The sequence below is a fragment of the Flavobacterium aquicola genome (assembly GCF_003385115.1).
Classification (GTDB): domain Bacteria; phylum Bacteroidota; class Bacteroidia; order Flavobacteriales; family Flavobacteriaceae; genus Flavobacterium; species Flavobacterium aquicola.
In genome coordinates this window covers 279,980-305,008 of record NZ_QUNI01000001.1, presented here as the reverse complement: position 1 = coordinate 305,008, position 25,029 = coordinate 279,980, and the positions used below count along the sequence as shown (strand labels likewise).

Here is a 25,029-nt window from a genome sequence, read left to right as displayed (position 1 = left end):
TTATTTATTTAATTTAGTTGCTATTTCCTCTAATTTATTGTGAGCCATATTTAAGCCATAAGCAAAAGGCATTTTTAGCTGCTGTTCCCTGTGTGCTACCGATTTGTAAATGATATGAATTCTTAAATTGCTTGTATTTTCGGTAATTTTTTCAAATTCTAAAAATTCAAGCTGAACACCAATCGGCATATTCTCCATTTCAAATGTCCGTACGATTTTTTGGTTTGGAACAAATTCGTGAATGGTTCCGTTAGCCTTAAACATGACAACACCATTATTTGAGGTTTCAAATTGATAGCTTCCGTGATTTTTGTTATCCAATTTCAGGACTTTTGTGCCCATCCATTGTTCAACAAGTTCTGATTCTGTGTAAGCTTTAAAAAGCAAATCCAAAGGCAAATTAAATTCCCTTGTTATGACCAGATCCTGTTTACCATCTTCGGCATTGATTTTTGTTTTCTGTTCCATTTTAAATTATTCTTTAGGTTTATAATTTTTCATTACAGTTTCTAATGTATTGAATCGTTCTTCCCACATTTGGCGGAATGGTTCAATGAAATCTGCCACTTCTTTCATCTTTTGAGCATTAAAGTGATAGGATATTTCCCGACCATTCTGTACTTGAAGTAACAGCTCACATTCAGTTAGAATTTGAAGGTGTTTTGAAACTGTGGGTCTTGCGGTGTCAAAGTTGGATGCTATGGCACCTGCAGTCATGGATTGTGCAGCGACTAGCAGTAATATGGATCTGCGTGTTGGGTCTGCTAAAGCTTGAAATACGTCTCTTCTTAATATCATTGTGTAGTTATTTGACTTCAAATATAAGTGTAGTTATTTAACTACGCAAATTTTTATGAAGATTTTTCCATTTGATATTAAATGTTAGAAAGAATTTTTAGGATGTAATTTAATGATACAGTGGAGTTTGCTGATTTTCTTTTTATGCTAAATGATAACGAGGAATAAAGCAAATACATTGTTACTGGCAAATATTCATAATGAAAATCCAGTATGGGATTGCTTTAGTCCTCGTAATAAATGGAATCTAATTTTTTTAAATAAGACTATTTTACCAAAGCTGATGCACCTGCGGTTTGATGTACTGCTCATAAATAGCATTCATGGCCTTGATTTTTTCAGGAGTCAGTTTTGGTAAATCATATACTGACAGATTAGACATAACATGGCTTTCCTTTGATGCACCTGGAATAATACAGCTGATTTCATTAAAGCTCAAAATCCACTGTAAGGCAATAGGAGCCAGGTTTTCAGTTTCGGGAAATAATGCTTTTAAAGCATCAACGGCTTTTAATCCCAATTCATAATCTATCCCTGAAAAAGTTTCACCTTTATCAAAAGCATCTCCATTGCGATTAAAATTACGATGATCCTGAGCGTCAAAAGTAGTTTTAGCATCAAATTTTCCAGTCAATAGACCGCTTGCTAGAGGAACTCTGGCAATAATTCCGATGTCTTTTCTTTTAGCTTCCTGAAAAAATAATTCAGACGGACGCTGACGAAACAAATTAAAAATAATCTGAACGGTAGTTACATTAGAATATTCAATAGCTTTTAAGGCTTCTTCAACTTTTTCAACGCTTACGCCTAAGTTTAAAATCTTACCCTGATCTTTAAGGCGGTCAAACATTTCAAATATTTCAGGACGATAATATACTTCGGTAGGAGGACAGTGCAGCTGAATAAGATCGATTGTTTCCAGCTTCATTCTTTTTAAGCTGTCTTCTACATATTGCTGTAAAACTTTTGGCTGATAACCTTCATTTACATGCGGATTGATATGACGGCCACATTTTGTAGCTACATAAATACGTTCTGAACGGGAACGTACAACACGTCCAACTGCAGTTTCGCTCAATCCATTTTCATAAACATCGGCAGTATCAATAAAATTTACTCCGTTATCGATAGCGGTATTGATTAATTCGTCGGCAGTTTTGTCATTAAAGGGAGAACCCCATTTTCCGCCCACTTGCCAAGTGCCAAGTGATATTTCTGAAATATTAAAATTGGTTTTACCTAGTTTTCTATAGTTCATTTTTTTTCTTTTAAAGTTTCTGAGTTTCTAAGTTTCTAAGTTTTTAAAGCTTATAAAATCAGAATCTTAGCATCTTTTCTCAATCAAATAAATCTGAAGATAAATAACGATCTCCTCGATCACAGATTATTGCTACAATCACACCTGATTTCAGTTGGTTGGCAATTTTTACTGCGACTGCGACAGATCCTCCGCTGCTCATTCCTGCAAAAATACCTTCTTCTTTTGCCAATCTTTTGGTCATTATGCGGGCTTCTTCTTCGCTGATATCTACAGTAAGATCGACTTTTGAGGCATCATAAATTTGAGGCAGATATTCTTGTGGCCACTTTCTAATACCTGGAATCTGAGATCCATCACTAGGTTGTGCGCCTACGATTTGGATGTTTGGATTTTTTTCTTTCAAATAGGCAGAAGTTCCTATTATTGTTCCTGTAGTTCCCATTGCCGATACAAAATGAGTTACCGTTCCGTCTGTATCATTCCAGATTTCGGGACCTGTAGTTTTGTAGTGTGCTTTCCAGTTATCATCATTGGCAAATTGATTCAGCATAACATAACCGCCTTCGGCAACTTTCTTATCAGCATAATCTCTGGAACCGATGATTCCTTCGCTTGCGGGTGTCTGAATAACTGTCGCACCATACGCCTGCATTGTTAATGTGCGTTCAATAGTTGAGTCTTCGGGTAATACCAATTCAATCTCAATATTGAATAATTGGGCTATCATGGCTAAAGCAATTCCGGTGTTACCGCTCGTTGCTTCAATTAATTTGTCTCCTTTTTTGATATCTCCTCTTTCAACGGCTGAAGCAATCATATTGTAGGCAGCGCGGTCTTTTACACTTCCTCCTGGATTGTTGCCTTCAAGTTTTAAAAGAAGTTTTACATTTTTATTTGCTACCAAATTGACGGTCTCTACTAATGGAGTATTCCCAATTAATTCTGTTAATTTATAGGTATTCATTTTACTTTTTTTCTTTTATTTTGACTTCCGTTGTGGTAGTGTTCAACACGATTGAATCATGAGGAATAGATTTAGTAACCCATGAATTTCCACCAACTATACTGTTTTTGCCTATAATTGTATTGCCTCCCAAAATGGTTGCATTGGCATAAATGCAGACATTTTTTTCTACTGTGGGATGTCTTTTTGAGTTTTTCATCTCCTTGCTTACGCTCAATGCTCCCAAAGTTACTCCTTGGTATATTTTTACGTTTTTTTCGATAACCGCAGTTTCTCCAATTACGATTCCGGTAGCGTGATCTATGAAAAACGGCGAAGCAATATCTGCGCCTGCATGAATATCAGTTCCAGTGATACGATGGGCATATTCACTCATTAATCTTGAAAAAAGCATCAGGTCAAGTAAGTACAATTCGTGGCTCAGTCTATAAATGGCAATAGCGTAAAATCCTGGATAGGCGAGGTAAATTTCTTCAATTCCATTAGAAGCTGGATCGTTTTCTAAAATATAAGAGGCGTCTTTATTTAAATTTTCCAATACTTTAGGGAGCTTGTCTAAAAAACTAAACCATGCACTTTCGCAGCAGTCTTGCGGTTTTTTGCAGGCTAGAGAAGCAATTTCCTTGAATTGTTTTTCTAATTCATCAATGCTTTCATTTAATGGTGCATTAGAATCAAATAAGGTATAAAATAATTTTTCGGTAAAGGCTTCAGTTTTAGTCTTTATGCTATAATTTATAGTGAAATCATTCTTTAAAGCACTAATATTTTGAACAATCAGATCTTTGGTCATGATTATGAAATTGTATCGTTATTTATGAAGAGGTAAAAGTAAGGTGTTTTTTAGAAAAAATAACAACGATTCTCTAAAGAATTAGCTAGAGCAAAAAGGTTTTAAGAGATATAACATAATCCTGTATTTTTGAGAATTATATCACATCGAAATAACAGATTTTAGTATCGATTTCATAATGAGATAGCCATGTTCATTTGGATGAACCCCGTCTTCTGAATAAATTGATTTCATGCCGTTTTGTTCATCAGCCATCGCCGAGTGATAATCCACATACACAATATTATTTGCTGCAGCATATTTTTTTATCATGAAATTTAGATTCGAAATTTTTTCTGCGGGCAGTATTCCTTTACGCCAAGGATAATCAAAAGCGGGCAGAACGGAGCATAAAATTGGATTTATATCATTCGCTTTGGCTAATTCACACATCGATATAAGATTGCCAAGAATAGTTTTGAGTGTAGTAGGACCTGTATTCCCAGCGATATCATTGGTTCCCGCCAAAATAATAACTGAGGCCGGCTTGAGTTCTATTACATCGGGTCTAAAACGCAGCATCATTTGCGAAGTTGTCTGACCATTAATGCCTCTATTTATAAGCTTTTTGCTTGCAAAGAATTCTGGATCATGTGTTTCCCAGCCAGCTGTGATCGAATCACCAAAAAATACTATTCTTTTTTCTTCGAATGAAAGAGATGTAATTTTAGCATTTTCATCTTTGTATCTGTTTAAATATCCCCAATCTGGATTTTTGATTTTTTTCTCCATGATAATTTTGAAAACAGAAAGCATGTAGTTTTGTTTTATTCAAAGTTAAAACTAATCTTTAAAAATAAAAGCCACAGATTAAAATGATTTTAAGGATTTAATCGGTGGAAATCATTTTAATCCGCAACTTATACTTAGAAACCAAATTCTACCAATTCTTCAGGATTTTCAATACAGTTTTCTATATCATTGATGAATAAATTAATTTGTTCCTTGGTAACATTAGGCATGCAGATAACGTGTGATATATCGCCTTCGGTTGCCAATTGCCATTTGGATTTGACTTTTTCTGCAATTTTTGGAAAAACTACTGTGATGGAATTTGGATTTCTCCAAGCAGGAATGCCTATGTTTTTTAGTTTTTGTTCACAATATTCGGCTGTTTCAAGACTGTGGAGATAGCGTTTTTTCAAACCTTCAGTTCCTAGTTTTTTTATCGCATACCATAAAAATAATGGACAATGACCGTTTCGGGATCCTGTAATGGTTGTATCCAAAGATCCGATGTATGAAATTCCTTTGGAGATTCGGTCTCTGTTGGATCGTTTAGTGATAATTACTCCTGTTGGGATTGGGGAACCAATAAATTTATGGCCGCTGATGGAAATGCTGTCGGCTCCATCTGTAAAGTCAAAAGGTAGTCGAGGTTCCATAAAAGCTCCGTAACTTCCGGATAAAGCCGCATCACAATGAATGTAGCTGTCTTGAATGGCTAGTCCTTTTAGGATATTCTTAATCTTTGAAACATCATCTTTGGCTTCTTTCATGGTCGTGCCAAAAGTAGTCAGCACAATGGCAGGTTTGTGACGGTTCATTTTTACAGTGTTTTCAAAATCGGTATAATCAATCTCGCCGTTTTCCTGCGAACGGATTACGATACTCGGAATATTAAGTAAATGAATGTTTTTGCGGACACTGTAATGAGTTGATTCCGAATAATAAACCATTGCTTTTGGATATAATTCACGAGCGAGATACAATCCGTATAAATTGCTTTCGGAACCTCCATTGGTAACATAACCCCAGTAATCTTTTGGATTGGCGCGGAATAATTTGGCAAAAAAAGCAACGACTTCTCTTTCCAGTTCGTGGGTTTGTACCTTATAAGTGCAGTCCTCAAAAGGATCGCCTAGATTATTGATAGGATATTTTAAAAAATGATTGATTTCCGAATAATCAAAATCTTTCGATACCGGATAACCCAAGAAATTATCTCGGGCATTTTCGATGTATTGATTCAATTCGAATAAACGCTGATTGTCTTGTTCCGATAATGATTCTGATATGGATTTCATATTGTTTTTTTTTACTGTAAATGTAGTTTTTAAGAATTGTAATTCTTTATATTGATTAATATTCAAAATATAATTCTAAATTTGAATAAATATTCAGTTTTTTAATATTGAATTCATAGTTTCTTTTTTCTGTAACCATATAATTATTCTGAGATGGATGCCATAGACAAAAAAATATTGATGCTTTTACAGGAGGATGCGAAGCAAAACACAAAGGAAATTGCAGAAAAAGTAGGATTGTCTGTTTCTCCGACTTTCGAGAGGATTAAAAAACTAGAGCAAAAAAAATACATAAAAAATTATGTGGCTTTGCTGGATGCTGATAAAATTGGCAAATCCATCAGCGTCTATTGTCAGGTAACTTTGGCGGTGCATTCCAGAGAATTAATAGATGATTTTAAACAGCATATTTTGGTATTGCCCGAAGTTACAGGCTGTTTTCACGTTTCGGGAAATTATGATTTTTTGCTGAAAGTCGCTGTTAATGACATGAATGAATATCAAAAGTTTGTGATCAATAAATTATCAGTAATCAAAGGGATTTCGAATGTACAGAGTTCTTTTGTAATGGAGGAAATCAAAAACGATTTTGCCTATAATTTATAGCATAAAAAAACCGATCTGCTTTCACAAATCGGTTATATATTGAGGATTTTATTTTTATTCAAATAAACCTTCTATGCTTAAATAACGTTCCCCTGTGTCGTAGCAAAAGGTCAGTACTTTCGATCCTGCTGGGATTTCTTTAAGTTTTTTAGCAACAGCGGCCAATGACGCTCCTGAGGAAATTCCTAGAAGAATACCTTCCTCTTTGGCAGCTCTTTGTGCGAATTCAAAAGCTTCATCTTTGCTTACCTGTATAGTTCCGTCGAGAGCTTCAGTATGCAAGTTAGTTGGGATAAATCCTGCTCCAATACCTTGAATAGGGTGAGGAGAATGAGTTCCGCCACTTATGACAGGAGATAATTCTGGTTCTACAGCGAAAACTTTCAGGTTTGGATAATGCTGTTTCAGCGCTTCGGCACAGCCTGTAATGTGTCCTCCTGTTCCAACTCCGGTAATCAGATAATCCAATCCATTAGGAAAAGCTTTTATGATTTCCTGTGCAGTAGTGTTTTTGTGGATTTCAATATTTGCGGGGTTTTCAAACTGATAAGGGATCCATGAATTTGGAATCCCGCCTGCTATTTCTTCAGCTTTAGCGAGAGCACCTTTCATGCCAAATTCTCTTGGAGTAAGCACAAATTCGGCTCCGTAAATACTCATTAGCCTGCGTCTTTCTACTGACATAGAGTCCGGCATAACCAAAATTAATTTATACCCTTTTACGGCAGCAACCATAGCCAGTCCAATACCTGTATTTCCTGATGTGGCCTCGATGATGGTGCTTCCTTTTTGCAGTAATCCTTTTTGTTCAGCGTCTTCCACCATAGAAAGAGCAATTCTGTCCTTGATGCTGGCACCAGGATTTGTTTTTTCAAGTTTTACCCAAACGTTGGCATCTGAACCGTATAATTTGTTGATTTTTACGTGTGGCGTGTTACCGATAGTTTCTAATATGTTATTATGTGTCATGATTGTTATAGATTTATTTGAGTAAATATAAGGTAGAAAATGGGATTTTCAAAATTATATATTTATTAATCCTATGAAAATTATAGAGATATGTTTAAAATAAAAACCTGCTTTGCTTTCACAAAAGGGATTTTACATTTTAACAATAATTAAAAGACTTTTGAAGTATGATTAAGAGTTGTTCTAATTTATAATGATTGTATAACTTTCGGTGGCGGTATCTCCACACATATTTTTATTTTGTTCTCCATAAACATTTTCGGTCACTCTAATTGTAATTTTAAATTCATAAATTCCTTTTCGAACAGGAATACCATTTAATATTATTTTTCCATTACTGGAATTGTAATTTATGTTTTCGGGGAAATTGCCTTCAATAGTGATTTGAGAAATATTATACTCCTCTACACGAGCATTTTTCATTTCGAACTCAATATTTTCATTATAGATTGTAGATAGATTACCTTCTTTTAATTCTTTTGCTGTAAGATTTGGAGAAATTGGATTAATAACACATGTTTCAATATGTTCTTCACAACTCAGAAGAATAGGGATAAGTAATAATGAAAATAGTGTAAGTAATATATCGTATTTTGTTCTTCTCATAAAATTATTAATGTTTTCGATTTGCTACTTATTGAAATAGTAAAACAGCACGATTTATTTTTCTCAAATATATATTAATAATAAACGTTGGAACTAATTTATTTAGAAAGAGTCAATAAAAAATCCGCTTTGCTTTCACAAAACGGATTTCTGTATAAATTTAAAATCTTTATTCTAAATCTGAATATTACAAGTGAATTACTTCACCATAAGCATCAGCAACAGCTTCCATTACAGCTTCACTCATAGTTGGGTGAGGGTGGATAGCTTTTAGGATTTCGTGACCAGTAGTTTCTAGTTTGCGAGCTACAACTGCTTCAGCAATCATATCAGTAACACCAGCACCAATCATGTGGCATCCTAACCATTCGCCGTATTTAGCATCAAAAATAACTTTTACAAAACCGTCTGGAGTTCCGGCAGCTTTAGCTTTTCCAGAAGCAGAGAATGGGAATTTACCAATTTTCAATTCGTATCCTTTTTCTTTTGCTTGTTTTTCAGTCAAACCAACAGAAGCGATTTCAGGAGTTGCGTACGTACATCCAGGAACATTTCCGTAATCGATTGGTTCAACGTGTAATCCTGCGATTTTCTCCACACAGTTGATTCCTTCGGCAGAAGCTACGTGAGCCAATGCTTGTCCAGGAGTAACATCACCAATAGCATAGTAACCTGGTATGTTAGTTGCGTTGTAAGCATTAACCAAGATTTTATCTCTGTCAACTGCAATACCTACTTCTTCTAATCCAATGTTTTCGATATTAGTTTTGATTCCAACAGCAGACAATAAAATATCAGCTTCAAGAACTTCTTCTCCTTTTGCAGTTTTAACATATGCCTTAACTCCAGCTCCAGAAGTATCAATACGTTCTACTGAAGAGTTAGTCATAATTTTGATACCCGCTTTTTTCAAAGAACGCTCAAATTGTTTTGAGATATCTTCGTCTTCTACAGGAACTACGTTTGGCATAAATTCAACAATAGTCACATCAGTTCCCATTGAGTTGTAGAAATGTGCAAATTCAACTCCAATCGCTCCAGAACCTACAACGATCATAGATTTTGGCTGCGTTGGCAAAGTCATTGCCTGACGGTATCCAATTACTTTTACACCATCTTGTGGTAAGTTTGGCAACTCACGAGAACGAGCTCCAGTAGCGATGATAATGTGGTCAGCACTGTATTCAGTAACTTTTCCGTCTTTATCAGTAACGTCCAATTTTTTACCAGCTTTTAGCTTTCCAAAACCGTCAATTACATCAATTTTATTTTTTTTCATCAAGAATTGAACACCTTTGCTCATTCCTTCAGCAACAGAACGGCTGCGTTGTACCACAGCTGAAAAATCTTTATCAAATTCATTTACAGTTAATCCGTAATCTGAAGCATGTTTTAGATAATCAAAAACCTGAGCCGATTTTAGTAACGCTTTCGTTGGGATACATCCCCAATTTAAACAGATACCACCAAGGTTTTCTTTTTCAACTACAGCTACTTTAAAACCTAATTGAGAGGCTCTAATTGCTGTAACATATCCTCCAGGGCCACTTCCTAAAACTATAATATCGTATTTCATTTCTTTTCGTATTTTCTAAATTAATTTAAGTTTCCAAAATTAAGGATTTATTCTGTCCTGAGAAAGTTTCCATCAAATTTTTCTATTATAAATGGTTATCAATTGCTCTACTTGACAGTCATATACGGGCATCCTTGTAAAACCGAAATTAAGGATGTACCTTTGCAATGTGATTTTTTTGTCTTTCATTAGAGAGTTAGAGGATATTAATCTTTGGTTGATTTAATTTTTTTAGGATGAACATTGTTATTATTGAGGATGAGGATTTGGCGGCTGAGTCTTTAGAGAAATTATTATTGAAAAGCAGTCGGAATGTTGTAGTTGTAAAACGTTTGGAAAGTGTATCTGAAGCTTTAGAATGGTTTAAGGATTACACTTGTGATTTGATTTTTAGTGATATACATCTTGGTGATGGAGAAAGTTTTGAGATTTTCGAAGCTTTAGATATAAAGATTCCTATTGTTTTTACTACTGCTTTTGATAAATATGCCATACAATCTTTTCAGTTTTTTGCAATCGACTATTTGTTAAAACCCTATGATGAGGATAAACTTAATAGCGCCATAGAAAAATATTTTAGCATTAATGTTTCTACTCCTGTTGAATTTGATAAGATTGAGAGTTTTTTGCAGCAATTAAAGTCTAATGAAAAAAACACAAATATTCAAGAACGTTTTTTGGTTTCCAGGGGCGAGCAATTGATTTCAATAAATAGCAATGAGATTGCTTATTTTATGGCTCAGGATAAGTATCTTTTTTTATTTACGAATACCGGCGATAGTTTTTTGTACGAAGACACTATTTCTAACATAGAGTTTAAATTGTCCAGTAAAGATTTTTTTAAAATTAATAGAAAGTTTATTGTAAGTCATCATGCTATAAAACAGATATTTAAGTATAGTCAAAATAGATTGAAGCTAGAATTACAGCCAGTGCCTAATTTTTCGGAGTTGATTTTGGTTAGTTCAAAAAGTACCAAGGATTTTAAAAATTGGCTCAATAATTAATAGCAGCTGTTATTGCAAATGAAATTTCTAATCCGAGCAAAAAAACATCAGAGATACTTATATTTGAGTGTCTTTATTATTATCTTATTCTTTGCAGGAAGTTCACTAACAACTCCCAAAATTACCAGTGTTACTGAGAATTTAATTGAACATATAGTACAAGATAATTTAAAATCCAAAGAGAATATTATTGCTTTTGAATTTAATCAACTGAATCAATTTTTAGAAGATTCTGAAAAAATGATTAACAGTTCATCAGCTTCTTCGATACCAAATTTGAAGTCTAAATTATTGTTTAATAGTGATTTATCAGTAAGTAACCCCAATGTTTCCAATAGTTTTGTTTGTTTTTTGGATAAAAAATTGAACAAGGATATTTGTTTTTCTAAAAAAAATAATACTGTCTATAGGCATGAAATTATCAGTTGGATAAATACTTTTAAAAAAAACACAAAGGAAGTTTTTTTAGACAGTGTTGTTAAAAGCCAAGGAGGCGTTTTTAATAGAAAGATAGTTGCTAAAAAATTAGTCAATGGTACTATAGCAATTATTGGTTATGATATCGATTTATTGCATTTTTGGAAATATTACTCAGAAGTGTATAAAGGCGAGGGTGGTTATACAGTGGTTACAAATGCAAAGGGAATATGTGTTTTGCATCCCGAAACTAGATATATTGGTAATCCGCTGCCTAATTTTTTTAAAACTTTTTCTATAACAAAAGTGCTTAAAAATTCAGAAAATATAAATAGTTATTATCAACCTGATGATAAAAATATACTCAGAGAAAAAGCAATTTCGACTTTTTTAGGTATCGAAGTATTACGATATTATGATGCTGTAAAAATAGGAAGAAACTCTTTGGTTGTTATTGTAAGTTTTCCTGTAGATATTTATCTTAAAGAGTCTATAGTTTCCATTAAAAAGTATTTTTCATGGATGACCGTTTTTGCTTTTTGTGCATTTATGCTTTTATTAGCTGTTTCTAGAACTCAATTAAAAAAAGAATTTGCCGAGAACCTGATAATAGTAAATGAAAAGGAAGATTTAATGCGAGTTAATGAAAAATTTCAGCATGAAAATGCCGTTTTACAGCTGAGTCAATTGAAGAAAAAGATGAATCCTCATTTTTTATTCAATAGTTTAAACTCATTACATGTTTTAATTGGATCGAAACCAGAAGTATCCCAGCAGTTTGTTCTAAAATTAGCCGATGTATATCGCTATCTTTTAGAAGAGAGAGAGCAGCATTTGGTTACAGTTAAAAAGGAGTTAGATTTTTTAAAGCAATATATTTTCTTGCAGGAAATTAGGTTTAGCAGTAGTTTGAATGTTTCTATATCCTGCGAATGTGAAGCTAAAATTCTGCTAAAAAAAATCCCTTTTTTATCTCTGGAAACATTGGTTGAGAATGCAATAAAACATAATGAAATTACCAAGCAGAAACCTTTGTATATAAGTATAGTAATTCACGAGACTGAAATTATTGTGAGTAATAATTATGCACCAAGAAAAAATAAAGATCAAAGCAGTCATCATATTGGTTTGGATTATCTGAGAAACAATTATGAGTATTATCAGGTAGATACTTTTCGTACTGTAATTGATGACGGAGCATTCAAATGTTACTTGCCTTTGTTATCTTAAAAATACAATTTCACTCCCTTTTTTAACGAGTTCACTCTGTTTTGTTTTTTCAGAGATGATGTCTTTTGCATCTTTACTCATAAATTCTTGAATTAATAGATTTTACGAATGCTTTCTGGTTTAAAAAGTTTTTTTTTCTGTTAAAATAGGTTAATTCGTCACATTATCTGTATTGATAGATGGTTTTATCAAATAAAAAAGCAGGTGGCTTTGTAAAATAGATTAGGGAAAGAATTTAGAATTTTAGGTTAGAGCCTAACATATTAATTATAATTTAAATATTGAATAAAAAGATGATTAAAAAAATACTTTATTTCTTAATCCTTATACCCGCAGTTCTATTTGCTCAAAATAAGAAGGTTATTAGCGGAAGTGTAATTGAAGCAAAAACTCAAATGCCTGTTGTTGGAGCATCAGTTTATGTTTCTTCTGCAATTATTGGGAACCAAACCAAGATTGACGGAGTACTTCAAGGTGCAATGATTGGAACGACTACTAATAATGATGGGAAGTTTACATTGTCTGTTTCCGAAGACATAAAAAATCTTTTGGTTTCCTATATGGGTTTTGAAACCGAAGTAGTAAGTGTATCAAAATCGAGTTCTAACTTGAAAATTCAGCTGAAAGAGAGTTCTGAAACCTTGAAGGAAGTTGTTTTAATGGGGTATCAAAATATCGAGAAACGAAAACTTACTTCTTCTTATGCGGTAATTAATATAGCTGAAATTAAGCAGTCTGCAGTAGCAAATGTTGACCAAATGTTATCGGGGCAAGTTGCAGGGGTTTATATTCAGCCTACTAGCGGAGCGCCGGGAGCTCCTTCAAAGATTTCGATTCGTGGTACATCTACTCTAAATGGTACATCCGATCCTTTATGGGTTTTGGATGGAATTCCTTTGGAAGGAAATGATGTACCTGCTGATTTTAAAGACAAAGATAATATTGATAATTTAAAATCCTATGCTATTGCGGGCGTAAACCCTGATGATATTGAAAGCGTAACCGTTTTAAAAGATGCTTCGGCTACTTCTATTTATGGAGCAAGAGGTGCTAATGGTGTAATTGTTATTACGACTAAGAAAGGTAAAAAAGGAGCGATGCGTATCAATTTTTCGGCCAACAGCTTTATTACTCAAAAACCTGACTTAGGTAAATTGAATTTGATGAATTCTACTCAAAAAGTAGATTTTGAGTTATTTTTAGCAAGCCGTTCGGATTTGAATTACCATGAGGATAGAGGTGCTGTAGCTCGAATTTTAAATGCGAATAACGAGTATGCTACTTTTAGAGACAATGGATTTGCAAGTCTTTCTAAAGCCACTCAAAATTCCATAAATGATTTAAAAAAGACTAATACCGACTGGGGTGATGAGATTTATCAAATGGGGGTAAGCCAACAGTATAGTTTGAGTCTTTCGGGCGGAACTGATACAAATGATTACTATTTTTCTACAGGAATTTATGATGAAGAAGGAACTACGAAAGGGACAGATTTAAAACGTTACACTATTACGCTGAAAGATAATTTTTCAGTAAATAATAAATTAAAATTTGGTGTGTCTTTATTTGGAAGTCAAAATAAAACAGGTTCCTATATTACAGATTCTGATGGTTATACCAGTCCATCTTATTATTCAAGAACAGCCAGTCCTTATTTGAAAGTATATGATGCTAATGGGAATTATGCGTATGATCCTGATTTGGTAGAAAGATCTGATTTGAATTTAAATTATAATCCTGTAGAAGAAAGAAACAATACGCAATACAATCTAACAGCCAATTCTCTTAAATCAATCTTTGATGTAAATTATAAATTGAACAAGAATTTTAATTTTATTTCGCAATTAGGTTTGCAATTGGATTTTGATAAAACAGAGAAATATTCGGCAGAGAATAGTTATTATACACGAAAATACAATCAAAATTCACAGTATCTTACACCAACTGGAGATGTAGCTTATTATATGCCAAAAGGAGGAATTATTCAGAATTGGAATGCTGATTCTTTTCAATACAATTGGAAAACAACTGCTAATTTTAATAAGACTTTCAATTCACTACATGAAGTTGATGTTATGGCAGGTGCTGAGTTTAGAAGAAATAAAAAGAACGAAGTACATACTAAAGGATTTGGTTTTAACTCTAATACATTAACCACTACTGCTATCACAAACGAATTATCCTTAACGAATTCGCTTTTTAAACCTTATAGAAAAACGTATACTGAAAATGCTTTTGCATCATTCTTTAGTACAGCTTCTTATACTTTTGATAAAAAATATACCGTTTTTGGCAGTTTGCGCTATGATGGTTCTAACTTGTTTGGTGTTGATGTGAAATACAGATATTTGCCATTGTGGTCTGTAGCTGGTTCATGGAATGTTTTTAGAGAAAACTTTATGGACGGAATTGAGCTAATAAGCGATTTGAAATTGAGAGCTTCTTATGGAACACAAGGAAACATTGATAAAACTACCTCTCCTTACGTAGTTGGGGTATATGACAGCGAAACTATTCTGCCAGGAATAACAGAAGATGTTATTCGAGCTTTGAGCGCTCCTAACGAAAAATTAAGATGGGAAAAAACAGTAGCGTCAAACCTAGGTTTTGATTTAGGTATTTTGAATAATAGAATTTACCTGACAGGAGATTATTATAATAGAAAGAGTACTGACTTGATTGGATTGAGAGCTGTGCCACTAGAAAGTGGTTATAATTTTATCAATACAAACTGGGGATCGGTAACCAACAGCGGTTATGAGATGTCTATTACTGCCAAAAATATTTCAACTCCAGATTTTAGCTGGTCTACAGGACTTATTTTTGCCCACAATGAGAATGTAGTAAACGATATTCAGATAAGAGATGAAGATTTTAAACCTTCGCTAAAAGGCTATAGTTCAACGGCTATTTTTGCAATTAAAACAGCTGGAATAGACAGTAATGGCTTGCCTTTGTTCTGGAAAGATGGAAAAAAAGTAACGGCAGTAGATTTTTATAAATTAGAAAATGGTACTAACGGAAGCCAATTGACTAGAGAAGAACATAGAAAATTATATTCTTATGTAGGGGATGCAATGCCAAAAATTAGTGGTGGTTTCAACAATAATTTCAGATACAAACAATTTGACCTAAGAATTTTATCTAATTTCAATATCAAACAAACCGTTAAGACTGCGCCAACGTATTTACCAACAATGGCCGATCCTAGCAAAAATTATAGCACCGATATCTTAAAAGCCGGAACAGGAAAATACCCTGCTTTAATTGGGTTAAACTCACCAGGTTTTGATACTGATTTAGTTTACACTTGGTACACCTCCTCCGATGAAGGAAAAACATACAACGATTTGGATATTTGGGTTAAAGATATTTCATATATACGTATCAGCAGTATTAGACTTGGATATGATTTGCCAAAGAAATATTTGGACCAGCTAAATTTGTCCAGCTTTAATTTCAACATCGAAGGACGTAATTTATTCGTTTTTGGAACCAGTTATAATGGGTATTTTGATCCAGAAACTTACGGAAGTATCTATGCACAACCTATTCCTAAAATAGTTTCTTTAGGATTTAATCTTTCTTTTTAAAAACAGGAAAACATGAAAAAAATTAATTATATATTTTTATTTCTTGCTCTAAATTTAGTCTCTTGTAACGATTATTTAGACATAGAGCCTGTAGGGCAGGTAATACCAAAATCAGTAGAGGAATATAGAAGTTTCCTGACATCTGCTTATGCTGTTTCAAAAGAATATAAAGTATTTACAACTTATCGTGCCGACGAATTGTCATTGAAAGCAAATGCTGTTGGTATAGAGTACTATCAAGATATTTTTATTTGGAATGATTTGAATCCTGATCCTTCAACGAGTGATTTTCCTTATGCAGGTTTGTATAACACTATATTTTATGCAAACCACGTCATTAACAATGCGGCAACTATGGAAGGGGAGATGGCAACCAAAAATCAGTTAGTGAGCGAGGCTTATGCGTTGCGGGCAATGACTTATTTTGAGTTAGTCAATCTTTATGCAAAACCGTATAATAAAACTACCGCTAGTACAGATCCTGGTGTGCCAATTACTACCGAATATGATTCGGATAAAGCATATCCGGTAAAAACAGTTCAAGAAGTTTATAACTTAATATTGAGCGATATTAGCCAAGCGGAAACTCTGGAAAATGTTAAACAGCAAACATTAGGCTACAATTATAGATTTTCTACGATTGCTGTGAAAGCTTTGAAAACAAGAGTGTATTTGTATCAAAAGGAATGGCAGAAAGCGATTAATTCAGCTAAAGAAGCTTTAGCTATAAAAAGTGCAATTCAGGACTTGAATAGCAATGTAACGATTATGCCTTCTGAATATAATTCGGCAGAGTCAATTTTGTCATTAGAAACTGTTGCAACTTTTGACATAGCAAATAATGCCTCCATTTCGGATGATTTGATTTCGGCTTATGATAAAACCAATGATTTGCGTTTTGATTTATATTTTAGCCCAAATACAGATGGATCTTATCGCTCTAGGAAAAGTAAAGACATCAAATTCAAGGCGTCATACAGAACAGCTGAATTGTTTTTGACGACTGCAGAATGTTTGGTTCAGTTGAATGACATTGCAGCGGCTAAGCAAAAATTAATCGATTTTACTAAAAATCGATATACTCCTGCTGGCTGGACAGCTTATAAAACTAAAATAAATGCTTTAAATGCAGCTGATTTATTGACCGAAATACTAGAAGAACGCCGAAGAGAGTTTGCAATTGAGGGCTACAGATGGAATGATTTGAGAAGAACAACGCAGCAAGCTTTGACAAAAAACTTTAATGGAAAAAATTATACACTGGCTAAAAATGATAGCCGATACGTAATTCCATTTCCAAAAGAGGCAACTATAAATAACCCGAATTTATAGAACGAAACCATTTTAAACTGTTATTATCTTGTGGTTTAAGATGCTGAATAAAGAAGATAAATAAAACCCATTTTAACCTATTTTTAATTATGAAAAGAATTTTTTCGACCCTGTGTTTGTTTATAGCAGTAGCTATATCAACGGTTTCTTGCTCAAGTGATGATAGCGAATCAGCTTCAAGTTTAGCTAGTATTAATGATTTTAAAATTACAATAGCTAATGTTGATGCTGCAGCAATTACTTATAATTTGGGTACTGCCATTACAGTAAGTGTACCTCATGGAACAAGTCTAACGGCTGTTACACCAACTATCAGTATTTCTGATAAATCAACAATTTCGCCAGCATCTGGTACAAAAGTTAGCTTCGTTGATGGAGAAGCTAAGCCATTTACCGTTACTGCCGAGGATGGAACAACAAAAGTATACATGGTTACTATTAAAGTTCGTCCAGAAGTGGGCAGTGGTTCTAAATTAAAAACATATAAATTAGAAGATTTATATGGTGAAAACTCTACTACAACTTTTGCAAAATACAATACAGCTAATTTTGTAACTGAGTTTACCAAAGAAGTGGATGATTTTGGAGATATAACTTCTAATACTTATACATTAGTGTACAATGATGAAAATGAAGTGATAGAGAAAAAGTCTGAAACAGCTAAAGAAAGCACTGTTTACACATACAATAGCGCAGGTCAAATTGCAACTGCCGTTTACAAAAAGAATTCAGTCCTTACTTATACTTATGCATATACGTATGATACAGCTGGAAATTTATCTACTGAAAAAAGAACTGATCACACCAAAACAGATGAAGTTTCTGAAGTGAAATATACTATTGTTAATGGAAACGTTACCAAAGAGAATAGATTTGGAGAGGATTATATTGCCACTTACGATTCAAAAAACAATCCTTTCAAAGGAATTTATCCATCTGCTTATGCTGCAATTAATGCAGGAATTCAATCAGTTAACACAAACAATCCTCTTACAGGTACTTTTGCTGATTCAGGAGTGAAATACGTGTACAATACAGATAACTATCCTGTAAGTGCTGAATATACTTATTTTGATGGTTTAGCTACGGTATCAAAAACATTTACTTACTACGCTAATTAAGTATTTTTTTTAAAGAATTGAAACAAACACTCTTTTTTAAGAGTGTTTGTTTTTTATAAACAGTTATGAAATGAATAAGTACTTATTTATATTGCTTTTTGCTTGTTTATGCAGTTGCAATGGCTGTTCTTCGGATAGTGAGGATAAAAGTGCAGAAATAGTTTTAAGCAATGAGGATTTGCTCATAAAGCGGTACAATGAATTAGTTGTTCCAATGTTTAAAAGCTACAATGGTATTGAAATTCCTAGCGAGTTTCATGTTGATACCAAAGACAAAACGATTAATGCTGGAGCTTCTTTTGGCTATGTAGAAGTAAGTCAGGGATTGATTGAGGTTAAAAAACAGTCACTGCAAATTTTTGTATTATCACATGAAGTATCCCATATTGTTACTATTTCACAAGCAAAATTATTTGGTTTAAAAGGAGAGATTCCAAGAGGAGCTGTAACCAACGACTATAAAAAAGCTGAATACTTGGCCGATTTAATTGCGGTACATTTAATGCAGACCAAATTGCCTAAAGAGTTTGAATCCTTGTATGCAGATTTTGATTATTTACAGCAATTGCTTGGACCAGTAACTTTTACACATCCTTCGGGTTTAGATAGGATTAATTCTCTAAAAGAATATCTCCTTAATAGTAAAGAAGAAAACGAACCAACAGCTTTTAAAAAGCAGTTTCTAAGCATCTGGAATAGGGATTAGCAGAATTTCAAAGTTACTTACAGAGAGAGTAGAAAATACAGTAGTGTGAAAGTTAATAAAGCTCTAAAACAGTCTGTATTGTTTTGATCTTTTGTGTTTTGCATATTTAAAAAAATAGGTGACCCAATTAGGTCGCCTTTTTTTTGATTCTAAATTGTAAATGATTTTTATGACTATCCGTGACTAATACCAAATCGATAAAATTAGCCACAGATTATAAAGATTCTCACAGATTTCTAAAAAATGCATGTAAAATCAGTGAGAATTTGTGTAATCTATGGCAAAAGAAGACTATATTGTTTTAAGATCTTTTGTGTTTTACATATTTAAAAAAATAGGCGGCCCAATTAGGCCGCCTATTTTTTTATTCTAGATTGTAAATGATTTTTATGACTATTCGTGACTAATACCAAATCGATAAAATGGGCCATAGATTATAAAGATTAACACAGATTTCTAAAAAATGCATCTAAAATCTGTGAGAATCTGTGGCAAAAAAACATTTAGTATGTTTTGTGCATAGTCATAATGATTTTTATAATGATGAGTTTAATGCTCTTTCGATTCGTTGAATCAAATCAAAATAATGATTTTTAGTTTCTTGATTGCCTGTGTTTTGTTTGATTTTTACTAATTTCAAGATCTTGTTTAACTCTCCTCTTTTCTCTGAGGTGACTTCAGAAACTCTTTTCATAGCCGATTGATTGATGTTGCGCACCATTTTAGAATCGTCAATGTAGGTGCATATTTCGGGAATATTCAAGTTATTTTCAATTTGAATCAGCTTTTTAGACTCTGTTTTTTCGAATAGTTTATTGATTGAAACAATTAGTACATCTACATAATTTTTTTGAGTCATACGCTCTAAGATGCTCAAGGATTTATTTTGTAATGTGGGAGCAAAAATATGATTATTAACAGTTTGAAATAACTGGGTTACTGTAAATAGTTTCTCTTTGCTTTTATTACGCTGATACAATTCGTTTTCAATCATCCGAAGCAAGCGTTCGTCATTAAACATGTTGTATAAAGTGTTATACTGAAGATCTCTTGCCAAGGTATAAGGTGTGTATTCATAAGGGCCAACGGGAGAATCTTTCAGTGGATTTGTCTTGTCCAGTATAGGATTAAAAAACAGCCATTCTGGCAAAGTGATACTATTTTTCAATAAGTATGATGTCGCTCTTTTTTGAATAGAAGCAGGAACAGCTGTATAACTAGCCTTATTATCTCCATGTACTGTTGTGTTGAGATAAATACCGCCGAGGTTATTCAATACATGTCTGTTATACAACTGCCATTGTCCTATGGCACCAATGTATAATTTTCCAGTTTCATAGTATGATTCATCCTTATCATATGTCCAGGCCAGGATGTTATTCACAACAACTTTTAGGTTTTTCAGGCCATATTCGCCGGCTTTCATAGCATCATTTCCTAAATCTTCTGATTGCGAACGGGGATCTATAGTACTGTCTCCATCTTGTTGTTCTCCATAGAAGTAGATAGGGTCATTTTGATGTTTGGTAATCAGTCCGTTTAAAGCTGTATGTTCTTCTTTTTCATTAGCATACCAGCGGTAGCCCCATTCGATAGCATATTTGTCATATTCTCCAATTTTTGGAGTGATTGCTTCTACATGATCTTCGGGTTGGGCGATATAATTGTAACGTGCATAATCCATGATCGATGGAGCTGTTCCTCCCATTTTTGCTGTAAAATCTTTAGAACGAAGTGATTCAACATCATAAGCAAAAGAAGCACCCATATTGTGTTTTAAACCAAAAGTATGCCCCACTTCATGAGAAGAAACAAAACGAATAGCTTCGCCCATGTGTTCATCACTAAAATGATTATTTCTAGCCTTTGGGTCAATAGCACCTGTTTGAATGCGCATCCAGCTTTGCAGGGAAGTCATTACATTATGCCACCAGATAATATCGGATTCAATTATTTCTCCGCTTCTGGGATCCACAACTGCTGGTCCCATCGCATTTGCTTTTTGTGAAGCTACATAGGTTATTACCGAGTAGCGTACATCGTCAATGTCAAAATCAATATCATCTGCAGCAGGTTCTTTAGCGATAACAGCATTTTTAAAACCTGCTTTTTCAAATGCAGTCTGCCAATCGAGAACTCCCGCGATGATATAGGAACGCCATTGTTTTGGGGTAGCCGGGTCAATATAGTAAACGATTGGTTTCTTAGGTTCTACTAATTCTCCTTTCTGGTATTTTTCAATATCTTCTTGTTTAGGTTCTAAACGCCAGCGTGTAATCAATTCTTTTTCATTCATAGCATGCTGTGCATCACTGAAATACCAATGCTTTTCGGAAAAGTAACCAATTCTGTTATCAGAAAATCGTGCTTTCATAGGTGTTTTGTCCAGTAATATAATATTGCTGGTTACACCAATAGTAACTGATAAAGCGGGTCCTCCTTCGGCAACCGAAGTGGTGAGCTGCGATTTTATAATAATATTTTTTGGAAAGCTTTTTACTGTTTCTATATAGGATAATTCTGGTTTTACAGAACCTCCAAAACCAATATTGCTCAATACATCATTAAAACTTTTTTGTTTTCCGTCAAATACTTTATTCACTTTAATAACTACTGATGTAGAGTCGTTATTTTTAGTTTCAATATCAAAAACTTCAATGATGGATTCCGAAAAATTATTATTTACAGAAGCTGTTATTGCATCACCTATTGGAGAAGAAATTTTTGGAACAGATGATTTTACCCAGACTTTTTTTGCAATAAGATCTTTATGGAAAGTAATGATTTTGTTTTCATAATTCATTCCCTTATTTAATCCTGCATCATTTACTGGCATCGGAACATTAGAAATTTTGTTTACCAATAAAAATTCTCTTTGAAAAAGCGAGTCATTAATCTCAAAATAAAGATCACTTTTAACTTGAATAATATTGAATAATCCTTTTTTGACAGTCCCTTGTTTTATAAGGACATCATATTTTTTTCCTTTTTTGTTAGCGGTACTATCTTGGATGATTTCTGTTTTGTCTGTTTTGTCTTTTTTATTCTTTTTTTGAGCAATTATAGCATTACAGCTCATAACTAATATAAATAATAGCAAACTGTTTTTTAGAGCTGTTTGATATGCCTTTCCCTTCATGTGAAATAAGTTTAGGTTAAAATTTTTCCTAAAAATATTTGATTCATTAATCTTAAAAAAACAAAAAGGAGTGAGTAGTATTATTCTGGGAGTGAATACTTATTTTTGTTTATTAAAGTTAAAAAGGTAATTGTGCTAATTGATTGTCTTTATGATTAAAAGGCTTGCGAAGTTTGCAAGTGTCTTGTATGTATAAGTACAGGCAAAGTGATTAGTTAGCAGTTGAGAACTGCGAATCATACAGATTTTTATAATAACCTTTCTCTTGGTTTATTAATTCCTGATGCGTTCCCTGTTCTACAATCAGACCTTTGTCCATAACCACAATTTTATCAGCATTGACAATAGTTGCCAATCGATGGGCAATAACAATCGAAGTTCTGCCTTTTGTAATCGTTTCAGTCGCGCGCTGAATCAATTCTTCCGAATACGTATCAATAGATGAAGTAGCCTCATCCAGAATAAGAATACTCGGATTACTGACATAAGCCCTCAAAAACGCAATAAGCTGTCTTTGACCAGAGGAAAGCATAATGCCTCGTTCTTTTACATCAAAATCATAATTGTCCGGTAAGCTCATAATGAAATCATGAACCCCTATTTTTTTGGCCGCATCCAATACCTGCTCTCTTGTGATTTCAGGATTATTGAGTGTAATGTTGTTGTAAATGGTATCGGCAAAAAGAAAAACATCCTGTAAAACCACAGCAATTTGTTTACGCAGTGAACTCAAAGTATAATTCTCAATATTGTGATTGTCTATAAAGATGGAACCGCTGTTAATTTCGTAGAAACGGTTCAGTAAATTGATAATCGTTGATTTTCCAGCTCCAGTAGAGCCAACAATAGCAATTGTCTGACTCGCTTTTACTTCAAGATTGATTCCTTTTATCACCTCTTCGTTTGGAATATAGCCAAAACGAACATCTTCAAAACGGATATCTCCGTTAAACAAAGGGGCTTCAATTGTTCCAGTATCTTGAATTTGATCCTGTGTGTCCAAAATATCAAAAACACGGTTGGCTGCAATCATTCCCAATTGCATCTCATTGAATTTATCTGCAATCTGACGCAAAGGATTAAACAGCATTCCGATAAACATCGTGTATGAAAATAAATCTCCAAATGTGGTAGAACTGTCTCCGTCCAAAATATGGAAACCTCCGTAAAGGACAATAAAACCAAGAGTTAATGATGAAATTATATCGGCAATAGGGAAGAAAATGGAGTTGTATAAAATTGTTTTTATCCAAGCCCTATTGTGTTTGTCATTGATAACTTTGAATTTTTCTGCTTCAATATCTTCGCGCTGAAACAGCTGAACAATTTTCATACCCGTAACTCTTTCCTGTACAAATGAATTCATATTGGCAATTTGAGTTCGGACTTCTTCGAAAGCAACCTGCATCTTTTTTTGGAAAATACGGGTAATAAAAACCAAAATCGGCATGGCGACAATCACAATCCACGTTAGTTTCCAGTTCATATAAAACATAAAAATAAGAACCACCAGCATTTTCATCAAATCACTTATAATCATAAATAATCCCTGGCTGAAGATACGGGCAATCGCTTCAATATCGGATACAGAACGTGTTACAAGCTGACCTACAGGTACCAGATCGAAATATTTCATTCGGAAACTCAAAATGTGTTTGAATAGTTTTACGCGAATGTCTTTTACAATATCCTGTCCCAGCCAGTTTGCCCAATAGACAAAGAAAAACTGTGCCAAAACCTCAAGTATCAGGACAACTCCCATTAACGAGATGTAAATCAATAAACCGGTTTGGTCTTTTGGCTGGATGTAGCTATCAACTGTCTGTTTTAATAAATAGGGGCGAAGCGCTGCAAAAACAGATAGTGAAACAGCAAATGCAATCACACCATTAAAACGCCATTGATAGGGTTTAGTGTATTTTAATATTCGTTTGAATAATCGGGTGTCAAATGCTTTTGCTTTCAAAATTTACCTTAAAAATTAATAGGTTGTTGTTATAGTTTTCAAGAATTATCTAATTGTCAAATTATCTAATTCCCTAATTTTTCAAAATCATATTCTATTTTGGTCAAATATAAACCATGTGCTGGCACCGAGAATCCTGCTTTTTCTCTGCTTTTGCTTTTTATAATCTGTTCAAAATCGTCCAAAGAGATTTTATGTAACCCAATATTAATTAAAGTTCCTACTATAGAGCGTACCATATTTCTCAAAAAGCGATTGGCCGAAATGGTGAAAATCAAGCTGTCACTATTCCTTTTCCAGGACGCTTCAAATATTTCACAGTCAAAAGTATTTACATCAGTGTTGACTTTAGAAAAACATTGAAAATCTGTGTGATTTAATAATATTCCTGCGGCTTGATTCATTAAATCTAAATCTAGCTTTTGATGAAAGTACCAGCTCTGCTCCTGCAAAAATGCATCTTTAAAAGTATTGATATGGTATTCATAAGTCCTTTTGATAGCATCAAAACGGGTGTGTGCATCATCAGCAACTGGAAAAATATCGTAGATAACAATGTCTTTTGGCAGAAAAGAATTGAGCTTATGAATGGTATTTGGAATATCAAAAGATTTTTCCAAATCAAAATGTGCGTACATTTCTTTGGCGTGAACTCCCGTATCAGTTCTGCCGGCGCCCATAAGATTTATTTCGTCATTGAGTATAACCGAAAAAGCCTTGTTCATTGTTTCCTGTACAGAGGAAGCATTCGGCTGGTATTGCCAACCGTGATAATTGGTTCCGTTGTAAGCTAATTTTATAAAATACCTCAAGGCGATGATTTTAGATTGCAGATTTTAGATTGCAGATTTTAGATTTTTAAATCCTAATAATTGCAAA

General features: G+C 33.7%; 20 protein-coding genes. 7 read left to right on the top strand and 13 right to left on the bottom strand.

What is annotated here, in order from left to right; translation table 11 throughout:
• The 7 genes from C8P67_RS01220 to C8P67_RS01190 all read right to left on the bottom strand — a co-directional run bounded on the left by C8P67_RS01220 (position 1) and on the right by C8P67_RS01190 (position 5,882).
• Positions 1-468, bottom strand: coding sequence for an SRPBCC family protein (locus C8P67_RS01220; protein WP_115809537.1), 468 nt, complete (start codon positions 466-468; stop codon positions 1-3).
• Positions 469-474: 6 nt separating this feature from the next.
• Positions 475-798, bottom strand: coding sequence for a metalloregulator ArsR/SmtB family transcription factor (locus C8P67_RS01215; protein ID WP_115809535.1), 324 nt, complete (start codon positions 796-798; stop codon positions 475-477).
• 271 nt (positions 799-1,069) lie between these two features.
• A complete protein-coding gene (locus C8P67_RS01210) occupies positions 1,070-2,056 on the bottom strand; it encodes an aldo/keto reductase (RefSeq protein WP_115809533.1) in 987 nt (328 codons plus the stop codon).
• 79 nt (positions 2,057-2,135) lie between these two features.
• Positions 2,136-3,023: a cysteine synthase CysM gene (gene cysM, locus C8P67_RS01205; protein ID WP_115809531.1), complete on the bottom strand. Its 888-nt coding sequence runs from the start codon at positions 3,021-3,023 to the stop codon at positions 2,136-2,138.
• A 1-nt stretch (position 3,024) separates the two neighbouring features.
• Positions 3,025-3,816, bottom strand: coding sequence for a serine O-acetyltransferase EpsC (gene epsC, locus C8P67_RS01200; RefSeq protein WP_115809529.1), 792 nt, complete (start codon positions 3,814-3,816; stop codon positions 3,025-3,027).
• Between the two features lie 141 nt (positions 3,817-3,957).
• Positions 3,958-4,587, bottom strand: a complete 630-nt coding sequence (locus C8P67_RS01195) for an SGNH/GDSL hydrolase family protein (protein ID WP_211319878.1) — start codon at positions 4,585-4,587, stop codon at positions 3,958-3,960.
• 134 nt (positions 4,588-4,721) lie between these two features.
• On the bottom strand, positions 4,722-5,882 hold the full coding sequence (locus C8P67_RS01190) for a histidine decarboxylase (protein ID WP_115810090.1): 1,161 nt from the start codon (positions 5,880-5,882) through the stop codon (positions 4,722-4,724).
• Positions 5,883-6,035: 153 nt separating this feature from the next.
• Between C8P67_RS01190 and C8P67_RS01185 the strand changes: the two genes are divergently transcribed.
• Positions 6,036-6,488 (top strand): Lrp/AsnC family transcriptional regulator, encoded by a 453-nt coding sequence (locus tag C8P67_RS01185; RefSeq protein WP_115809525.1) that lies wholly within the window; start codon positions 6,036-6,038, stop codon positions 6,486-6,488.
• Positions 6,489-6,542: 54 nt separating this feature from the next.
• Here C8P67_RS01185 and cysK read toward each other — a convergent pair whose 3' ends face one another.
• The 3 genes from cysK to lpdA form a co-directional block, all read right to left on the bottom strand.
• A complete protein-coding gene (cysK, locus tag C8P67_RS01180) occupies positions 6,543-7,457 on the bottom strand; it encodes a cysteine synthase A (protein ID WP_115809523.1) in 915 nt (304 codons plus the stop codon).
• Between the two features lie 183 nt (positions 7,458-7,640).
• Entirely contained in the window at positions 7,641-8,063 is a 423-nt protein-coding gene (locus C8P67_RS01175) for a hypothetical protein (protein ID WP_115809521.1), read from the bottom strand.
• A 187-nt stretch (positions 8,064-8,250) separates the two neighbouring features.
• Positions 8,251-9,639: a dihydrolipoyl dehydrogenase gene (lpdA, locus tag C8P67_RS01170; RefSeq protein ID WP_115809519.1), complete on the bottom strand. Its 1,389-nt coding sequence runs from the start codon at positions 9,637-9,639 to the stop codon at positions 8,251-8,253.
• Positions 9,640-9,875: 236 nt separating this feature from the next.
• Here lpdA and C8P67_RS01165 point away from each other — a divergent pair, with 236 nt between their 5' ends.
• The 6 genes from C8P67_RS01165 to C8P67_RS01140 all read left to right on the top strand — a co-directional run bounded on the left by C8P67_RS01165 (position 9,876) and on the right by C8P67_RS01140 (position 19,045).
• Complete coding sequence (locus C8P67_RS01165; protein ID WP_115809517.1) at positions 9,876-10,646, top strand: LytR/AlgR family response regulator transcription factor; 771 nt, start codon at positions 9,876-9,878, stop codon at positions 10,644-10,646.
• Positions 10,647-10,664: 18 nt separating this feature from the next.
• A complete protein-coding gene (locus C8P67_RS01160; RefSeq protein WP_115809515.1) occupies positions 10,665-12,293 on the top strand; it encodes a sensor histidine kinase in 1,629 nt (542 codons plus the stop codon).
• Between the two features lie 293 nt (positions 12,294-12,586).
• Positions 12,587-15,886: a SusC/RagA family TonB-linked outer membrane protein gene (locus C8P67_RS01155; RefSeq protein ID WP_115809513.1), complete on the top strand. Its 3,300-nt coding sequence runs from the start codon at positions 12,587-12,589 to the stop codon at positions 15,884-15,886.
• 12 nt (positions 15,887-15,898) lie between these two features.
• On the top strand, positions 15,899-17,218 hold the full coding sequence (locus C8P67_RS01150) for a RagB/SusD family nutrient uptake outer membrane protein (RefSeq protein ID WP_115809511.1): 1,320 nt from the start codon (positions 15,899-15,901) through the stop codon (positions 17,216-17,218).
• A gap of 89 nt (positions 17,219-17,307) precedes the next feature.
• Positions 17,308-18,339, top strand: a complete 1,032-nt coding sequence (locus tag C8P67_RS01145; protein ID WP_115809509.1) for a hypothetical protein — start codon at positions 17,308-17,310, stop codon at positions 18,337-18,339.
• A gap of 70 nt (positions 18,340-18,409) precedes the next feature.
• Positions 18,410-19,045 (top strand): M48 family metalloprotease, encoded by a 636-nt coding sequence (locus tag C8P67_RS01140; protein WP_115809507.1) that lies wholly within the window; start codon positions 18,410-18,412, stop codon positions 19,043-19,045.
• A gap of 535 nt (positions 19,046-19,580) precedes the next feature.
• Here C8P67_RS01140 and C8P67_RS01135 read toward each other — a convergent pair.
• The 3 genes from C8P67_RS01135 to truA form a co-directional block, all read right to left on the bottom strand.
• Positions 19,581-22,184 carry a zinc-dependent metalloprotease gene (locus tag C8P67_RS01135; RefSeq protein WP_115809505.1) on the bottom strand — a complete coding sequence of 868 codons (2,604 nt, stop codon included), beginning with the start codon at positions 22,182-22,184 and terminating at the stop codon, positions 19,581-19,583.
• Positions 22,185-22,395: 211 nt separating this feature from the next.
• Entirely contained in the window at positions 22,396-24,150 is a 1,755-nt protein-coding gene (locus tag C8P67_RS01130; protein ID WP_115809503.1) for an ABC transporter ATP-binding protein, read from the bottom strand.
• A 65-nt stretch (positions 24,151-24,215) separates the two neighbouring features.
• Positions 24,216-24,962 carry a tRNA pseudouridine(38-40) synthase TruA gene (truA, locus tag C8P67_RS01125; protein ID WP_115809501.1) on the bottom strand — a complete coding sequence of 249 codons (747 nt, stop codon included), beginning with the start codon at positions 24,960-24,962 and terminating at the stop codon, positions 24,216-24,218.
• Between the last annotated feature and the right edge of the window lie 67 nt (positions 24,963-25,029).